Below are 17,934 nucleotides of genomic sequence, written 5' to 3' on the forward strand. Positions count from 1 at the left end.
TTTATTTGGTTCTTGGATGAGCATCCAATCGCAATACCGCTTTATCTTTCCTAAAATATTTAAATGAAAGACTTGACCTTGCCATGCTGGGAATGTTTAAGCTATAGCATCGGCAGCAAGTTGATGCATGGAGATGGGCGTGGCAGAACAAGACAGCATCCGGTTATATGAACAGCAGGTGCAGATTGGCGGTATGACCTGTGCATCCTGCGTGGCTCGGGTCGAAAAAGCCTTGAAAAAAATTGAGGGCGTGGTTGAGGCATCTGTCAACCTGTCGACTGAAAAAGCTTTTATTAAAAGCCAGCAGCCGATTGCTGCCACTGCGCTGGTTCAAGCAATTGAAAAAACTGGCTTTGATGTACCGACGCAACAGTTTGCTTTGAATATTGAAGGCATGACCTGTGCATCTTGTGTGGCTCGCGTAGAAAAAGCCCTAAAAAAAGTAGAAGGTGTACTGGATGCACACGTGAATCTGGCCACTGAAAAGGCGCATGTGAGTCTAATCAATTCTGTGCCATTGTCCAAGTTGACTCAGGCGGTGCAAAAAGCCGGTTTTGATCTTCAGGCTGACCGGATTGAACTGGCGATTGAAGGCATGACCTGCGCCTCCTGCGTCGCGCGTGTTGAAAAAGCTTTATTAAAAGTAGACGGCGTCAGTACAGCACAAGTCAATCTGGCGACTGAAACTGCTTCGATTCAGGCATCCCGTCAGCACATCCCAGCTTTGATTGCTGCTGTAGAAAAAGCCGGTTTTAAAGCCACAGAAAAAACCAATACACATCTCTCGGCAGATCGCCATGGGGCTTTTCAGGAAAAGAAAGCCACTGAAACCGCGCAACTGAAACAGGATCTTTGGCTTGCTCTTATTCTGGCAGTCCCTGTGTTTATTCTAGAAATGGGTTCACATCTGATCCCGGCATTTCATCATTTTATTGCGCAGACGTTGGGAACCCAGAACAGCTGGTATCTGCAGTTTGTGCTGACCACTTTGGTGCTGATTATTCCGGGACGGCGTTTTTATCAGCATGGTATTCCGGCTTTATTGCGTTTGGCGCCGGATATGAATTCTCTGGTCGCGGTCGGAACAATCGCAGCTTATGGATTTTCCTGTATTGCGACCTTTTTTCCGCAGCTGTTACCCCAGTCCACCGTCCATGTATATTTTGAAGCGGCAGCTGTCATTGTTGCGCTGATTTTACTGGGGCGGTATCTGGAAGCCAAAGCCAAAGGTAAAACCTCAGAAGCGATTCAGTATCTGGTCGGCTTGCAACCGAAAACCGCACGGGTACAACAGCATGGCAACTGGGTTGATCTGGCGATTGCCGATGTACAACAGGGCATGCTGATTGAAATCCGCCCGGGTGAAAAAGTCGCCGTCGATGGTGAAGTGGTTGCCGGGCAAAGTTATATCGATGAAGCAATGATGAGTGGTGAGCCTTTACCCGTGGCCAAACAGGCCGGGGATCAGGTGGTGGGTGGTACAGTGAACCAGAATGGAACCTTGCAAATCAGGGCCACTGCGGTCGGACAGGATTCTGTACTGGCGCAGATTATTGAGATGGTGGAACAGGCACAAGGCTCGAAACTACCGATTCAGGCGGTGGTGGATAAAGTGACTTTATGGTTTGTACCTGCCGTCATGGCACTGGCGGCCTTGACCTTCATGGTCTGGTTCCTGTTTGGGCCTGAACCCAATCTGACCTATGCATTGGTCAACGCCGTGGCGGTGCTGATTATTGCCTGTCCGTGTGCGATGGGGCTGGCAACGCCGACCTCAATTATGGTCGGAACTGGGCGTGCCGCTGAACTGGGCGTGCTGTTTCGTAAGGGTGAAGCTTTACAGTTATTGCAGCAAACCCAAGTCGTCGCACTTGATAAAACCGGAACCTTGACTGAAGGAAAACCGTTGCTGACGGACTTTGAAGTCACAGCAGATTTTAATCAGCAGACTGTATTGCAACTGGTGGCTTCGGTTGAAGCCAAGTCAGAACATCCGATTGCCCATGCCATTGTTCAGGCAGCTCATGAGCAACAACTGGAACTGAGTGAAGTCACAGATTTTGATTCGATCACCGGCGCAGGGGTCAAGGCACAGGTAGCTGGTCAGCAGCTGCATATTGGAGCTGAACGTCTGATGCAGAACTTAGGTCTAAATGTCGATCTGTTTCGGTCTACTGCACAAAAACTCGGTGATCAGGGCCGTAGTCCCTTATATGTGGCGATCAATCAAAAGCTGGCGGCGATTATTGCCGTCGCGGATCCGATTAAAGCAACTACTTATAGTGCGATTCAGGCCTTGCATGAGCAGGGTCTGAAAGTGGCGATGATCACCGGTGACAATCAGCATACCGCGCAGGCCATTGCCAAACAGCTGAAAATTGATCAGGTAATTGCGGAAGTTTTACCGCATGAGAAAGTGGATGCGGTACGTCAACTCCAGCAGCAATATGGCGTACTCACTTTTGTCGGAGACGGAATCAATGATGCCCCGGCACTGGCACAGGCTGATGTTGGTATGGCGATTGGTACAGGCACCGATGTCGCGATTGAGGCAGCCGATGTGGTGTTGATGTCAGGTAATTTACAGCATGTGGCCACCGGAATTGGTCTGAGTCAGGCCACCATGCGCAATATCCGGCAGAACCTGTTCTGGGCCTTTGTCTATAATATTGCTTTAATCCCGATTGCCGCCGGGGTGCTCTATCCATTCTGGGGCATCTTGTTATCGCCGATGTTTGCCGCAGGCGCGATGGCATTGTCTTCCGTGTTTGTTGTCACTAATGCTTTGAGATTAAAAGCCTACAAAGCGGTACAGTTCAAGGAGCAAGCAGGATGAATATTGGTCAGGCGGCAAAACGTTCCGGCATCTCTGCAAAAATGATTCGTTATTATGAAGACATCGGGTTGTTGCCTGCTGCGAAACGAAGCGATGCAGGTTATCGGGTTTATACTGATGCGGACATTAAAACCTTAAGTTTTATTCAACATGCACGCGAACTCGGCTTTTCTTCAGAGCAGATGAAAGAATTACTCGGCCTGTGGCTGAACAGCTCACGTCAGAGTAGCGAGGTGAAACAGCTGGCCGAAAAACATATCCAGTTTTTACAACAGAAAATTGCCGATATGCAGCATATGCTGGTGATATTACAGCAATCGGTGGAGCAGTGTGCCGGCAATGAACAGTCCGATTGCCAGATTTTAAAACAGATTGAACAGGGTGTCGTCCCTGAGCAGCACTGAGCTGATCTGCAGCTCAGGTTAAATATAATCTGCCCAATCACATTAATTTTTAAAGCGATCCTATGGAGCTAAATATGAAATTCCGTATTGAAAATATGACCTGTGGTGGCTGTGCACGCAGTGTGACTGCTACGATTAAAGATCTGGATGAAAATGCCACCGTTCATATAGATGTGGCGACTAAGCTGGTCGAAGTTGAATCGACAGTCACTGAGTCCGAGATTGTCGCGGCTTTAACCGAAGACGGATTTCCGCCAATTGCTGCTTGATATTTGTTAAGTCATTCAATTGAAATAAAATGCCGGATTCAATCCGGCATTTTTTATTATAGGGCTTAGACTGACGAGATTTTATCCGGGGTCATCAGCGCCTGATTAATATACAGTTTAATCAGACGTTCACGCGAACCAATCGCTTTTTGATAATTGGTTGAATTTAATAATAGTGAAGCTCCATAAGTCACGGTCCAGATATAAGACAAATAATCCCGAATCGACATGGCACTTTCTAAAGCCACCAGATAATCATGGGTCATGTCTTTAATCCGGATAATCCGTTCTTCGCGAATCCGATAAAGCTCCTGAAATAAATCTTTCAGGTTTTTTTCATTATTGGTTAAACGCTCTTCAATCACATGCAACAGGATGGTGCGATTGGAATTGAGCATGTGATAGAGCATATATTGCGAAACATAATTTTTAATATCGTTATTATATTTTTTTGATATTTCCAAGATTCTTTTTTCATTCAGAATAATTAGTTCTAAATATAACTGGTTCTTGCTTTTGAAATGCTTGTAGATCGTTCCTTTCGCGATGTCCAGTTCACTGGCAAGTTCACTCAGGGTAATGTCCTGATTATTGTCCAGTAGCAGGCTTTCAGCCATGCTCAGGATCTTCTCTTTACGAAGAAGGAAGTTCTGCTGTCTTACAGTCGTCATCTTCTTGGTCCATATTTTTCGAAAAAGAACCTTTCAAGAATATTCAATTTTACCCAAGATAGCTATAAAACTAAGGTCGTGATATTTATCTAATTTTGTATATTTATGCAGCAACTGCTGACAATGAAAAATATATATGGTGTCAGTCTGGAAATATTGTCAAGAAAACTGAACCCTAGAGATCAACTTTGCTAAATAAAATTCCATTTTCAGCATAATTATTTTATTGTTTCAGCACATCAAGTGAAATCATTATTCGGTTTAAGACCGTCCTGGCAAAGGATTATAGTGGTGAATAAAGAATCATTTTAAGCCTGCTTGGTTCAGTAAATAACGGTGACATAAAGCTTGGGTTTTTAAATTTTATGTCGCTTATTTAGTTGAATGAGATTTACTGCTGGATTAATTCGAGATGATGATTTTCGATTGATATGCCTTGATTGAAGTAAAATCATAAAAAAGATTTTCATTAATCAATGATTATAAAACGCTCAGCAACAGAATTGAGTATCACCAGTTAAGGAATGTAAGAATGCCTATTTATAATGCGCCGCTAAAAGACATGGAATTTATTTTAAATGATGTGTTTAAAGCTGAACAATTTTGGCAAGGTAATGAAAATCTTGCACATTTAGATATGGCAACTGCAAATGCAATTCTGGAAGAGATGGCCAAATTTTCCAAGAATGTCATTCTTGACCTGAATCGTCCTGCGGATGAAGAAGGTGGTGCTCAGTTTAAACATGGTGAAGTGACCACACCTACAGGCTTTAAAGATGCCTTTAAGCAGTTTGCTGAAGGTGGCTGGGTAGGTTTAGGTGCCAGTGAAGAATGGGGCGGGCAGAATATGCCAAAAATGCTGACCGTGCTGGCCGATGAAATGATCTGGAGTACTAATCCATCATTTATGCTTTACCCGCTGTTAACCGTGGGTGCAGGCATGGCGATCAATGATCGTGCTTCACAAGAACAGAAAGAAACCTATTTACCAAAATTCTATACAGGCGAATGGTCGGGCACCATGTGTCTGACTGAGCCACATTCAGGTACTGATCTTGGCATAATCAAAACCAAGGCTGAACCCAATGAAGATGGCAGCTATAACATCAGCGGTACCAAAATCTTTATTACCAGCGGTGAACATGACCTGAGTGAAAATATCATTCATCTGGTGCTGGCAAAAACACCAAATGCACCCGCCGGTTCACGTGGCATTTCCCTGTTTATTGTGCCGAAATTTCTGGTGAATGCAGATGGTTCACTCGGTGAACGTAATGCAGTATCTGCGGGTTCAATCGAACATAAGATGGGAATTAAAGGCTCAGCGACCTGCGTCATGAACTTTGATGGTGCCAAAGCTTATATGGTCGGTAACGAAAATGAAGGACTGGCCGGCATGTTCGTGATGATGAACTACGAACGTCTGTCGATGGGAATTCAGGGCATTGGCGCGGCAGAATTTGCTTATCAGAATGCGGCACAATATGCGACAGACCGTTTACAGGGACGCGCCTCGACCGGTGCGAAATCACCGGAAAAACCAGCCGATTCGATTCTGGTACATGGTGATGTGCGCCGGATGTTGCTGAATGTGCGCGCCAACAATGAAGCATCTCGTGCCTTTGCTGTCTATGTCGGTCAGCAGCTGGATATCACCAAATATTCGACCGATGCTGAAGCGGTGCGTAAAGCGACCGACCGTGTGGCTCTGTTAACCCCAATTGCCAAAGCATATCTAACTGATAAAGCATTAGATTCTGCACTGGAAGCGCAAATGTGCTTCGGTGGTCATGGTTATATCCGTGAATGGGGTATGGAACAATGTATTCGCGATCTGCGCATTTCACAAATTTATGAAGGCACCAATGGTGTGCAGGCAATTGACCTGATTGGCCGTAAAACTACCAAATGTAAAGGTGCTTATATTGCAGAGTATATCGCTGAAATCCGCGAGTTCGCCCAAGGTCTGGATGATTCATTGACGATTAAAACGGCGACATTAGAGACCTGTCAGCAACTGGAAGACATCACCAGCTTTATCGTCGAGCAGTCTCAACTGAATCCGGACTTTGCTAACTCGATTGCGGTCGATTATCTGCATGCGGTGGGTCTGCTCAGTTTTGTGTATATGTATGCGCGTATCAGCAAAGCTGCAGCAACGAAAGACGATAGCTATTTCCAGAACAAATTGGTACTGGCGAATTATTATGTCGCCAAAGTTCTCCCGGATTTGAGTGCCCGAATTCAACGTATTCAGGCAGGTGCAGAACTGGTCATGCAATTACCTGAAGACTATTTCACTGCACAGGCTTAAACCGGCAAGTATTGCGAAGGACAAACACTGCAGAGCTTCTGCTGTGCGGTGTTAAATAACAATGATGAAAAAGGATGAGATTAGAATGATTGTAATTGTAGAAGCTGTACGTACCGCAATGGGCGGTTTTCAAGGCTCACTTTCAAGCTGTACGGCGCCTGATTTGGGTGCTGTGGCGATCAAGGAAGCTGTAGCTCGTGCAGGTTTAACTGCAAACGATATTGATGAAGTCATTATGGGCTGTGTACTGCCGGCGGGTTTAAAACAGGGCCCGGCACGTCAGGCCATGCGTCAAGCCGGCTTACCGGATTCAACAGGCGCCACCACGATCAATAAAATCTGTGGCTCAGGCATGAAAGCGGTGATGCAGGCAGCAGATGCAATCAAAGCGGGTTCGGCTGAAATTGTGGTCGCAGGTGGCATGGAATCTATGTCTAATGCGCCATATTTGATGGACAAGGCACGTGCCGGTTTCCGTATGGGACATGGCAAAGTCACGGATCACATGTTCCAGGAAGGTCTGGAAGATGCAGAAACAGGTCTGTCGATGGGAATTCTGGCACAGGAAATGGCAGATAAAAAAGGCTATACACGCGAACAGCAGGACGATTATGCCATTGGCTCATTAAACAAAGCGGTGACGGCTGTTCAGCAAGGCTTCTTTAAAGATGAAATCGTAGCAGTCACTGTCAGTAACCGTAAAGGCGATGTAGTGGTTGAGCAGGATGAACAACCTTTAAATGCCAAAGCAGACAAAATTCCAAGCTTGCGTCCAGCCTTCAAAAAAGACGGAACCATTACCGCAGCAAATGCCAGTTCAATTTCAGACGGTGCTTCAGCACTGGTGGTCACCTCTAGTGAAATTGCTACACAGCGTAACTTAAAACCGCTGGCTAATATTCTGGCCTATGCCAGCCATTCGCAGCATCCTTCGGAATTCACCATTGCACCTGTCGGTGCGATTGAAAAAGTGCTGAAAAAAACCGGTTGGGATGCCGCCGATGTAGACCTCTGGGAAATCAATGAGGCTTTTGCCATGGTAACGATGTTAGCCATCGATGGCTTTGAACTGGATACTGCAAAAGTCAACATCAACGGTGGCGCATGTGCGCTCGGTCATCCACTGGGGTCTTCTGGTTCCCGTATTATTGTGACCTTGATTCATGCCTTAAAACGTACTGGTGGCAAGAAAGGCATTGCCGCACTGTGTATCGGGGGCGGTGAAGCAACTGCGATTGCAGTGGAACTGGTTTAAGTCCAGCCAAAATTCAATGCTCGAATTAGCAAAATTAATTATTGATTGATTTAGACGCTAATGCTCTTGGTTCACCAGGAGCAGATGCCTCTTTATTTTATATTTTTGAGATTTTTTATGAACGGTTTAGAGCGCATTCGTTTGCTCCCATTAAAAGATAAAGTCGTATCTGTCGAAAAAGCACTACAACTGATTCAAGATGGCGATGTAGTTGGTTTAAGTGGTTTTGGGGGTGCAGGTGAAGCGAAAACTGTGCCTTTGGCCTTGGCTGAATATGCACAGAAGTATCCAATTCATATTACCTTGGCGACAGGTGCAAGTCTGGGGAACCGGATTGATGGAAAACTCAATGAAGCACATGTCATAACCCGCCGTTATCCTTATCAGGCAGATCCTTCTTTACGTAAAGCGATTAATGCCGGTGAAGTGATGTATGTCGATCAGCATCTCTCTGAACTGGCCGATAATATCCGTCATAAAAACCTGCCAGCGATTAATGTGGCTGTAATTGCCGCAACTGCGATTACTGAAGACGGTCAGATTATTCCGACAGGCTCTTGCGGAAATTCTGCAAATTTCATCGAAATGGCAGATCGGGTCATTATTGAAATTGATATGACGATTAATCCCGTGCTAGAAGGCGTTCACGATATCTATGTACCTCAAGCGCGTCCAAACCGCGGGCCAATTCCTCTGACCCAAGCCAGTGACAAAATTGGAACAATCGGGATTCATGTTGCACCTGAAAAAATTTCTGCGATTGTCATCAATGAGATTCCAGACACGTCCTTTGGCATGGATGAACCGGATCAAGAAACGCTGGCGATTGCCAGTCACCTGATTCATTTCTTTGAACAGGAAGTGGCAGCAGGGCGTTTACCTGAAAATCTGGGGCCGCTGCAATCCGGTGTGGGCTCCGTGGCCAATGCGGTCTTTGCCGGCTTCGAACATTCCAATTTCAATAATCTGGAAATGTATTCTGAAGTCTTGCAGGATTGCACTTTCCAGCTTATCGATTCAGGCAAGATGACCTTTGCTTCAGGTTGCTCCATGACCCTGACCGATGACTGTGCCGCACGAGTGATGAACAATTTTGATCGATACAAAGATAAAATTGTCTTGCGTCCACAGGAACTTTCCAATAATCCTGAACTGATTCGCCGTCTCGGGATTATTGCGATTAATACAGCACTTGAGTTTGATATTTACGGAAATGTGAATTCAACCCATGTTACTGGAACCAAGATGATGAACGGTATTGGAGGCTCGGGAGATTTTACCCGTCATGCGCATATTGCCATCTTTGTGACCAAATCCTATGCCAAAGGTGGTGCGATTTCTTCAGTCGTTCCCCTAGTCAGCCATACCGACCATACCGATCATGACGTTGATATTCTGGTGACTGAGCAAGGTTTAGCAGATCTGCGTGGTTTGGCACCGCGTGAACGTGCCCGCAAGATTATCGATATCTGTGCTCATCCAGATTACCGCGAAAGTTTAAATCATTATTTTGAGCGTGCCTGTGCGCGTGGTGGTCAGACACCGCATTTATTGAATGAAGCTTTGTCTTGGCATGCCCAATTTGAAGAAACCGGTTCAATGAAAACCGCTTAATACGTTTAATCGCATTGATCATCAAATAAAGCCCGTCGTATACGGGCTTTATTCATTTTATTACATTCAGTTTTTTGTCGTTTAAAGATCATTTGGATGATTTAAAAACTTTTTCCAGTACATGCCGATGTATAAATCGAAGCTTGTCTTTTACCGCTTCGGTCAGCTTGAATGGGTAGGCATCTTCCAGACCCATACAACGGTTCAAGGCATTTAAATTAAAGGTTAAGGTAACCCAGTTTGCAAGAATATGTTCAACGTCCTGTCCGCCAATTGGACATTCTTTAAAATCCATGCTGGCCAGATAGCCACCATTGCCAATAACGCGGATTCCAGCATAGTAAGCAGTTTCCAGTGTTTCCATCATATGCAGATAATGCGCCCAGGTTTCTGCCCAGTCTTCCCAGGGATGTGCGGTGGCATAAGCACTAATATAGTTTTCCTGCCAGTTGATCGGGGCGCCGTCATTATAATAAGTTTGCAGCGCCTCACTGTAATTTTGCCGCTCATCGCCAAAATAATGACGAAACTCTTCAATCAGTTCCGGATGTAAGTGTTGCATCAGTGCAAAATAGTAATGTCCGCTTTCATGGCGAAAATGGCCCAATAAAGTCCGGTAATTTTCTCCCATATTCACGCGTGTTGTTTCACGATACACCACATCCGCTTCAATCGCATTTAAAGTAATCACACCATTGGCATGACCAATCAAAACCGGCTGATCATCTTCAGGCAGTAAAAAATCAAAACGCAGGCCAAATGGATCATCTTCAGATTTTTTGGGGCGTGGCATCATGTTCATACGCTGCGCCAAATAAAGGAAGCGGCGTTTGGCCTCTTCCAGTCGAAACCAGTAAATCAGGTTCTCTGAATTTTCCAGATCAGGAATCACATGAGTGAGTTGACAGGACTCACAAAAATCTTCATCTTCATTACTGGGAATCATCCAGTTACATACCTGATAGTGCGTATAGTTATGACAGGGTTTATAACTGGCATGCTGATAACTTTTGGAGACTGGAATCCATTGATCAGCACTCTGCTTTTTAAATGCGCACAATTCTTTTTCCGAAGCGACATAGCCGATTGGTGACATACAATGATCACAGACTGATTTGTAAAAAAATAGCTGTTGCTGGCAGACGGCGCATTCAAAATGTTTCATCTAAACTCCCTGTAGGGAAGCAAACTGTCTAGAATGCCTACCTAAATTTCATCCTATTGTAATAACATCATAAAAATTTTAATAAAAACTCTATATGGCTGAATTGTAAATGGAGGATGCTTGGCATTATATTGTGAGCTAAATAACTCGTTATTTTTAAATAGAAAAAGATTGCTTAGAGAAATACAAATTGACAGATGATCTGTTTTTGCAACAAAGCCAGGTTAAGGTGAAATTTAAAATAATATGAACATTAGAAAAGCTACTGTTCAGGATACATCTGCTATCGTAGAAGTCATTGCACCATTTGTAGAGGCTGTCACTACGGCAGAAGAGGGACGCTTACGTTTTAAAGCTGAAGTAATTCAAACCATTTTTGAACGGCCAGATAATTTATTATTATGTGGCTGAAATTGACCGCAGAATAGTCGGTGTGGTGGCTTATATAGCGCCGGCACATTTCATGCATTTTTTCTTGAATAAGGCTTATCAAGGTCAAGGTTACGGTCGCCAAATGTGGCGCTTTTTAGAAAATCAGATTCGTAGCCAAGGTCATCAATCTATTACTGTAAAATCCAGTTTATATGCTTTGGATATTTATAAACGCTTCGGTTTTGTTGAAATGGGCGAATATACTGAGGAAAATGGCATTCGTTTTATTCCCATGCGAAAAGACTACTTAGCTGAAATTTAAACCATCTAAAAACAATCCAAACTTTCCGCTATTCACCTTCACTCCATTTTTAATTAGTCATGCCTTTTACTTAGGCTTAGAATTGGTTCACTTTTGTTATATATGCAAATCATTTTATGGCAATCAGCTGGATCTTTTTCACCTTAATGGCTGCATTTATGCAGGCATGGCGCAATGCATTTCAAAAACAGCTGAGCACTACGGTCGATGTTTGGGGGGTCACGCTGGCACGGTTTATCTTTGCCTTGCCCTTTGCAATAATCTATCTGTCCAGTCTTTATCACTTCAAGCCCGTTGAAAATATTATCCATTTTACTCCCAGGTTTTGGGTCTATATTGTGATTGCTGGTTCAAGCCAGATTTTAGCGACTGCCTTGATGGTGAAGCTGTTTCAACAAAAAAATTATGCGATTGGGGTCGGTTTGGCTAAAAGTGAAGCCATTCTTGCCGCCGTCATTGGTGTCGTGTTTTTAGCCGATCATTTATCGGTACTGGCCTGGATCGGTGTGGTACTCGGTGCTTATGCCGTGTTCTTGCTGAGTAAAGGCCAGCAGATCAGTGGATTTTCTGCCCAGACCTTAGCGATTGGAATCGGCAGCGGCTTAAGTTTTGCGATTACCTCACTCTTGGTCAGGGAGGCGAGTCTGGAGCTAAGCACATTGCCAACTGTCCATCGTGCTGCATGGGTACTGCTGATGGTCATCAGTTTTCAATGCATCAGTATGCTGATCTATCTGAGTCTATTTAGCCGCCAGACTTTAGTGGCCATGTGGCAACGCTTGAGATTAACCTTTAAAGTCAGCGTGTGCAGCTTTATGGCATCGCTGGGCTGGTTTACTGCCATGAGCATGATGAGTGTGCCCATTGTCAAAACACTAGGTCAAATCGAGATTTTATTTAGTATGCTGATTTCTGCATATTTCTTTAAGGAGAAACTGGCACGTGCCGAGCATTGGGGGCTGGGCTTGGTGGTGATCGCTGCGATTTTGGTCATTTGGGCTTAATACTGACTCCATCTTGATAAAAAAAAGCCACTGATGATGATCAGTGGCTTTTTCCTTTTTTGAGCAGTTTAAGCTGCAATAAATGCCTGAACTGCCTGATTGAACGCTTCAGGTTGCTCGACATTGGAAATATGCGATGCATTGATTTCAAACAGTTGGCTATTGGCAATGCTGGCTTGCATCGACTGACCATCAGCAACAGTCGTTACAGGATCTTGCTGACCTGCCACAATCAATACAGGAACTGAAATTGTCTTTAACTGTTCACGTAAATCCGCTTTAGCCAAAGCTTCACAGCAACTCGCATAACCTTCCGGGCTGCCAGCTCCAAGGTCGTTTGAAAGTTCTGCAACAATTGCTGCGTTGCTTTGAATAAAGGGTTCGGTAAACCAGCGTGATGCTGCGGTCGATGCAATCGGTGCCAAGCCTTGCTCACGCACCAGTGCAGCACGTTCCAGCCAGGCCTGTTCCTGACCAATTTTGGCTGCCGTATTACACACAATCACTTGGTTAAAGCGTTCTGGGCGGTTAATTGCCAGCCATTGACCAGTCAGACCCCCCATGGAAATGCCACAGAAAGCAGCTTTCTGGATATTTAAATGATCCAGTAGATTCACTACATCTTGACCCAGTTGATCCAGGGTATATGGCCCTTGTGGTGCGCTCGAGCCACCGTGACCACGGGTGTCATAACACACCACGAAATAATCTTTCTGGAAAAATTCAATTTGTGGCTGCCACATGCTGAATTTGGTGCCCAATGAATTGGAGAACACAATTGCAGGCTTAGAGGTATCCCCAAAAGTCTGGTAATTAATTTGTGCATCGTTAGATGTAAATGTTGGCATTAAAATCCCTCCCGACCTCCCTTTAAAAAAGGGAGGGGAAATTTTTATTAAGTGATCGTGCTTTTAGACGCGTTCGATAATCAAAGCAATACCTTGACCGACACCAATACACATTGAACATAGTGCATATTGACCGCCAGTTTGTTCCAGCTGGTTCAAGGCAGTGGTCACCAGACGTGCACCAGAGGCGCCGAGTGGATGACCCAATGCAATTGCGCCACCGTTCGGATTGACTTTTTCCGAGCCGTCTTCAATGCCTAGATCACGGGTACATGCCAGTGCTTGGGCCGCAAAAGCTTCATTCAGCTCGATCACATCCATCTGCTCTAGCGTTAAGCCGGTTTGAGCAAGTAGCTTTTTGATGGCAGGTGCCGGACCAAAGCCCATGATGCGCGGCTCAACACCCACAACAGTTGAGCCAATAATTTTGGCACGTGGTTTTAAACCATATTGCGCAATCGCTTCATCAGATGCAATCAGTAGGGCGGCAGCACCATCGTTAATGCCTGAAGCATTACCGGCTGTGACCGTGCCGTCTGCTTTGACCACAGGTTTCAGTTTCGCCAAAGCTTCTGCAGTGGTAGACGCACGTGGATGTTCATCTTTATCTACGACCACCGGATCGCCTTTACGTTGTGGAATCACCACCGGAATGATTTCTTTATCAAAGAAACCCTTGGCTTGTGCTGCTGCTGTACGTTGCTGGCTGCTCAGGGCAAATTTATCCTGATCTTCACGGTTAATCCCGAACTGTTCAGCAACATTTTCAGCCGTTTGCGGCATGGTTTCTACGCCGTACATGTCTTTGAGTTTCGGGTTAATGAAACGCCAGCCCATGGTGGTATCTTCGATTTTCTGACTACGGCCATAGGCGGTTTCTGATTTACCCATGACAAAGGGTGCACGAGACATTGACTCGACACCACCGGCAATAATCAGATGGGCTTCACCCGCTTTAATCGCACGTGCAGCCATGGAGATAGTATCTAGCGATGAACCACATAGGCGGTTGACTGTAGTTGCAGGCACTTGATAAGGCACACCTGCAAGCAGCGCTGACATGCGGCCAACGTTACGGTTATCTTCACCGGCCTGGTTGGCACAGCCATAGATCACATCATCGACCTGTTCCCAGTTCACCGATGGATTACGTTCTATTAAGGCTTTGATTGGAAGTGCACCGAGATCATCAGTACGAACAGGAGCGAGGCCACCGGCATAACGGCCGAATGGGGTACGGATGGCATCGATAATATAGGCGTTTTTCATGTTTTTACTTTCCAAATCTTTGAATCCCTCCCAACCTCCCTTTACTAAAGGGAGGCGTTTTTCCCTGAATTTAAAGGATGAAAGTCCCTCCTTTAATAAAGGAGGGGTTTAGGGAGGATTTATAAATTAGTTTTGAGTCGCATCAATCAGTTTGGCACCAGTCATTGACTGCAATTCTTCAAATGACAGACCTTCGACTTTTTCAATCACTTTCATACCTTCAGGTGTGACATCAATCACACAAAGATCGGTATAAATACGGTCGACACATTTCAGGCCAGTCGCAGGATAAGACAGTTCAGCCACGATTTTGGGCTCGCCTTTTTTGGTCACGTGATCTGTGGTAATAAAGACTTTTTTCGCACCAACAGCCAGATCCATCGCACCGCCGACTGCAGGAATTGCATCCGGTGCACCAGTATGCCAGTTGGCCAAATCACCATTTTCAGCCACCTGGAACGCGCCCAGTACCGCGATGTCTAAGTGACCGCCACGCATCATCGCGAATGAATCACCATGATGGAAGAAAGAACCACCTTCGAGCAAGGTCACAAATTCTTTACCGGCATTGATCAGTTCTGGATCACGGTCTTCTTCAGCAGGAGGAGGACCGAAAGCCAACAGGCCATTTTCAGAATGCAGGAATACATCTTTATCTGAAGGCAGGTAGCTGGAAATTTTGGTTGGCAAGCCGATGCCCAGGTTGACATAGGCACCATCAGGAATGTCTTGTGCCACACGTTCAGCGATCTGGTCACGGGTCAGTTTGGTATAGCTCATTATTTATCTCCGATGCCAATTATTGTGCAGGTTTAACTTGAACAACGTGTTGAACAAAAATTCCAGGGGTAATGATGTGCTCTGGATCCAGTGCACCGAGTTCCACGACTTCAGACACCTGAGCAATGGTGATATCTGCGGCCATCGCCATGATCGGGCCAAAGTTACGGGCAGATTTGCGATATACCAGATTGCCCCAACGGTCGCCTTTAGAGGCTTTGATCAAAGCAAAATCTGCTTTAATTGGATTTTCTAAAACGAAGTCTTTGCCTTCGTAATTTAAAGTCGGTTTGCCTTCAGCCAGCAAGGTACCAAAACCGGTAGGCGTGTAGATTGGACCTAAGCCCATACCTGCGGCCTGAATACGGCAAGCCAGATTACCTTGCGGCACCAGTTCCAGTTCGATCTTACCTGCACGGTAAAGTTCATCGAATACCCAGGAATCCGACTGACGCGGGAAAGAGCAAATGATTTTACGTACAGCCCCGGCTTTCAGCAGTTTCGCCAAACCGTAGTCGCCATTGCCGGCATTATTATTGACGATAATTAAGTCTTTGATACCCAATTCGATCAGACCATCAATCAGTTCAGCAGGCTGACCCGCTGTACCGAAACCACCAATCATGATGGTTGAACCATCTTTGATCTGGGAGAGTGCTTCTTTCAATGATAATGAACTTTTATCTATCATAATCTGGTCCTTTCATATCCTAAACTTATGGATGTCTTTAAACTCATTTTGAATCTGATGCTGCAAGCGAAACAGCGTTACGGTCTTTTTGTGACAATACAAAGTGCGCCACCAAACCAATACAAATCCCCCAAAAGACTGAGCTCAGTCCAAGGAACTGCATACCAGATGCAGTCGCCAAAAATGTGATCAGGGCAGCATCACGTTGTGATTCTTTGCCCATTGCAACGGAAATATTGGTGGCAATTGCACCGAGCAATGCCAGTCCGGCCAGAGCCGCAATTAATTCTTTAGGCATCAGGCTAAAGAGCATGACGATGCTGCCGGCAAATAAACCGCCTAAAATATAGAAAATCCCATTCGCGATACCGGCGATATAACGTTTTTCTTTCAGCTCATGTGCGTCTTTACCCAAACATAAAGCAGCCGTGATTGAGGCCAGTACAATGGTAATACCGCCTACACAGGCCACCGCAAGCGAAGCAATACTGGTCACACTAATAATAGGTTTGGCCGGCATGTCATAACCGCTGAGCTTGATAATGCTCATGCCTGGTAAAAACTGGCCAGAAAGACTGACTAAAATCAACGGTAGTGCCAGATTCAAGGTAGAGTTCCAGGTCCATTCCGGGGCAATAAATTGTGGAATCGCCAAGCTAAAATCAGCGTTCACCGGGTTAATTTTACCCAGTAACAGACTTAAAACCACACCTGCCACCAATACCCAAACCATGGCATAGCGTGGGCTGAAACGCTTGGCCAGTAAAAATACTGCCAGCATGCCAAACACAATGTAGGGCATGGTATCGGTTGCCGTAAACAGACCTAAACCAAACTGCAATAAAATCCCGGCCATCATTCCGGCAGCGACTTCCTGAGGAATCCAGGACAGCAGTTTGTCGAAATAACCGGTGATCCCAATTAAAAAAATCACCACGGCAGAGGTGATGTAGGCAGCGACCGCTTCATTGAGTGAAATATCAGGAAAAAGCGTGACTAATAAAGCCGTTCCAGGTGCAGACCAGGCAGTCACCACCGGTATTTTGTATTTAATCGATAAGAAAATACCGGCAAGTGCAGCACCAATAGAAATGCCCCAAATCCAAGAAATCATCATGTCTGGGGAAACTTGGGCTTGTTGAGCAGCCTGGAAAAAAATGATTAGTGGGCCTGAATAGGAAATCAGTACTGCTAAAAATCCTGCAACAGTTGCTGAAATTGACCAATCATTTTTTAATGTCTGAAACAGGGTGTTCATTGGTGATGTGCCTCCTTGCGTCAAACCATGATCCTGTTAAAAAAAAGTCATGATCAGGATTTAGCCCTGATCACCACCACCGACCGGTACGACGGTACCAGTCATATACGATGATTCATCCGAAGCCAGGAATACAATGGCATTCACCTGTTCCTGAATCGTACCGTAGCGACCCATAAAAGTACGGTCAATGGTCTGATCAACCACTTGCTGCATCCAGTCTTTTTCTGATTCAGTCAGCGGATTGGCATTGCGTGGCACTTTACGCGGTGGTGCTTCGGTACCGCCAGTTGCAATCGCATTGACACGAATTCCATCTTTGGCATGTTCAAAGGCGAGGGAAGCGGTCAAACCGTTCACACCACCTTTAGATGCTGAATATGGAACACGGTTAATACCACGTGTGGCAATAGAAGATACGTTTACAATTGTACCTTTCTGATTTTTAATCATTTCTGGAAGAACTGCACGGCAGCACCACAGCGTTGGGAACAGTGAGCGGTTCACCTCCTTGATAATTTCCTCTTCAGAAAATTCTTCAAAAGGTTTCATCCAAATCGCGCCGCCAACATTGTTGATCAGGACATCGACACGGCCATAAGTTTGCAGCGCTTTGGCGACAACAGATTCTGCGCCGGCAAAGGTTTCCAGATTGGCTTTGACAGTAATCGCATCACCGCCAGTGGCTTCAATTTCAGCCAGAACTTCCTCTACAAAAGGGGAAAGATCCGCCATGACGACTTGTGCGCCTTCGTTTGCCACTTGCAGCGCCACACCGCGCCCGATGCCTTGGGCAGCACCGGTCACGATCACGACTTTATTTTCAAATCTTTTTGAACGGTTCATTCTATTCTCCGGTTCA

General features: G+C 45.4%; 17 protein-coding genes. 9 read left to right on the top strand and 8 right to left on the bottom strand.

Features of this window, described 5'->3' with window-relative positions:
• The first annotated feature begins 133 nt into the window (after nucleotides 1-133).
• The 3 genes from FTU40_RS04175 to FTU40_RS04185 all read left to right on the top strand — a co-directional run bounded on the left by FTU40_RS04175 (nucleotide 134) and on the right by FTU40_RS04185 (nucleotide 3,509).
• Nucleotides 134-2,836: a heavy metal translocating P-type ATPase gene (locus tag FTU40_RS04175; RefSeq protein WP_180039883.1), complete on the top strand. Its 2,703-nt coding sequence runs from the start codon at nucleotides 134-136 to the stop codon at nucleotides 2,834-2,836.
• A complete protein-coding gene (cueR, locus tag FTU40_RS04180; RefSeq protein ID WP_005096982.1) occupies nucleotides 2,833-3,240 on the top strand; it encodes a Cu(I)-responsive transcriptional regulator in 408 nt (135 codons plus the stop codon). Before FTU40_RS04175 ends, cueR begins: the two co-directional genes overlap by 4 nt.
• A 74-nt stretch (nucleotides 3,241-3,314) precedes the next feature.
• On the top strand, nucleotides 3,315-3,509 hold the full coding sequence (locus FTU40_RS04185; protein WP_005096981.1) for a heavy-metal-associated domain-containing protein: 195 nt from the start codon (nucleotides 3,315-3,317) through the stop codon (nucleotides 3,507-3,509).
• A gap of 65 nt (nucleotides 3,510-3,574) precedes the next feature.
• Here the strand turns inward: FTU40_RS04185 and FTU40_RS04190 are convergent, their stop codons facing one another.
• Nucleotides 3,575-4,180, bottom strand: coding sequence for a TetR/AcrR family transcriptional regulator (locus FTU40_RS04190; protein ID WP_005096979.1), 606 nt, complete (start codon nucleotides 4,178-4,180; stop codon nucleotides 3,575-3,577).
• Nucleotides 4,181-4,712: 532 nt separating this feature from the next.
• Here FTU40_RS04190 and FTU40_RS04195 point away from each other — a divergent pair.
• From FTU40_RS04195 to FTU40_RS04205, 3 genes are all read left to right on the top strand, one after another.
• On the top strand, nucleotides 4,713-6,494 hold the full coding sequence (locus FTU40_RS04195; protein ID WP_180039885.1) for an acyl-CoA dehydrogenase C-terminal domain-containing protein: 1,782 nt from the start codon (nucleotides 4,713-4,715) through the stop codon (nucleotides 6,492-6,494).
• A gap of 79 nt (nucleotides 6,495-6,573) precedes the next feature.
• The gene (locus FTU40_RS04200) at nucleotides 6,574-7,749 is read left to right on the top strand and encodes a thiolase family protein (protein WP_180040010.1); all 1,176 of its coding nucleotides are present in this window, start codon (nucleotides 6,574-6,576) and stop codon (nucleotides 7,747-7,749) included.
• 117 nt (nucleotides 7,750-7,866) lie between these two features.
• Nucleotides 7,867-9,363 carry a succinate CoA transferase gene (locus FTU40_RS04205; RefSeq protein WP_180039887.1) on the top strand — a complete coding sequence of 499 codons (1,497 nt, stop codon included), beginning with the start codon at nucleotides 7,867-7,869 and terminating at the stop codon, nucleotides 9,361-9,363.
• Nucleotides 9,364-9,451: 88 nt separating this feature from the next.
• On the opposite strand, the gene FTU40_RS04210 is transcribed toward FTU40_RS04205, so the two are convergent.
• On the bottom strand, nucleotides 9,452-10,528 hold the full coding sequence (locus FTU40_RS04210; protein WP_005096974.1) for a putative zinc-binding metallopeptidase: 1,077 nt from the start codon (nucleotides 10,526-10,528) through the stop codon (nucleotides 9,452-9,454).
• 246 nt (nucleotides 10,529-10,774) lie between these two features.
• Here FTU40_RS04210 and FTU40_RS15350 point away from each other — a divergent pair, with 246 nt between their 5' ends.
• The 3 genes from FTU40_RS15350 (at nucleotide 10,775) to FTU40_RS04225 (ending at nucleotide 12,226) form a co-directional block, all read left to right on the top strand.
• Complete coding sequence (locus FTU40_RS15350; RefSeq protein WP_005096973.1) at nucleotides 10,775-10,939, top strand: hypothetical protein; 165 nt, start codon at nucleotides 10,775-10,777, stop codon at nucleotides 10,937-10,939.
• Complete coding sequence (locus FTU40_RS15355) at nucleotides 10,932-11,222, top strand: GNAT family N-acetyltransferase (protein WP_180039890.1); 291 nt, start codon at nucleotides 10,932-10,934, stop codon at nucleotides 11,220-11,222. Before FTU40_RS15350 ends, FTU40_RS15355 begins: the two co-directional genes overlap by 8 nt.
• Before the next feature lie 116 nt (nucleotides 11,223-11,338).
• Entirely contained in the window at nucleotides 11,339-12,226 is an 888-nt protein-coding gene (locus tag FTU40_RS04225; protein WP_005096969.1) for a DMT family transporter, read from the top strand.
• 68 nt (nucleotides 12,227-12,294) lie between these two features.
• Here the strand turns inward: FTU40_RS04225 and pcaD are convergent, their stop codons facing one another.
• From pcaD to benD, 6 genes are all read right to left on the bottom strand, one after another.
• A complete protein-coding gene (gene pcaD / locus FTU40_RS04230; protein WP_005096968.1) occupies nucleotides 12,295-13,074 on the bottom strand; it encodes a 3-oxoadipate enol-lactonase in 780 nt (259 codons plus the stop codon).
• A gap of 63 nt (nucleotides 13,075-13,137) precedes the next feature.
• On the bottom strand, nucleotides 13,138-14,343 hold the full coding sequence (gene pcaF, locus FTU40_RS04235) for a 3-oxoadipyl-CoA thiolase (protein WP_005096966.1): 1,206 nt from the start codon (nucleotides 14,341-14,343) through the stop codon (nucleotides 13,138-13,140).
• Between the two features lie 126 nt (nucleotides 14,344-14,469).
• Nucleotides 14,470-15,123, bottom strand: coding sequence for a 3-oxoacid CoA-transferase subunit B (locus FTU40_RS04240; RefSeq protein WP_180039893.1), 654 nt, complete (start codon nucleotides 15,121-15,123; stop codon nucleotides 14,470-14,472).
• Nucleotides 15,124-15,142: 19 nt separating this feature from the next.
• Nucleotides 15,143-15,814, bottom strand: coding sequence for a 3-oxoacid CoA-transferase subunit A (locus FTU40_RS04245; protein WP_005096964.1), 672 nt, complete (start codon nucleotides 15,812-15,814; stop codon nucleotides 15,143-15,145).
• 43 nt (nucleotides 15,815-15,857) lie between these two features.
• Nucleotides 15,858-17,072: a benzoate/H(+) symporter BenE gene (benE, locus tag FTU40_RS04250; RefSeq protein ID WP_180039895.1), complete on the bottom strand. Its 1,215-nt coding sequence runs from the start codon at nucleotides 17,070-17,072 to the stop codon at nucleotides 15,858-15,860.
• A 60-nt stretch (nucleotides 17,073-17,132) separates the two neighbouring features.
• Nucleotides 17,133-17,918, bottom strand: coding sequence for a benzoate diol dehydrogenase BenD (gene benD / locus FTU40_RS04255; RefSeq protein ID WP_074382751.1), 786 nt, complete (start codon nucleotides 17,916-17,918; stop codon nucleotides 17,133-17,135).
• Nucleotides 17,919-17,934: the final 16 nt, after the last annotated feature.

This window comes from Acinetobacter sp. YH12100, from assembly GCF_013419135.1.
Classification (GTDB): domain Bacteria; phylum Pseudomonadota; class Gammaproteobacteria; order Pseudomonadales; family Moraxellaceae; genus Acinetobacter; species Acinetobacter pseudolwoffii.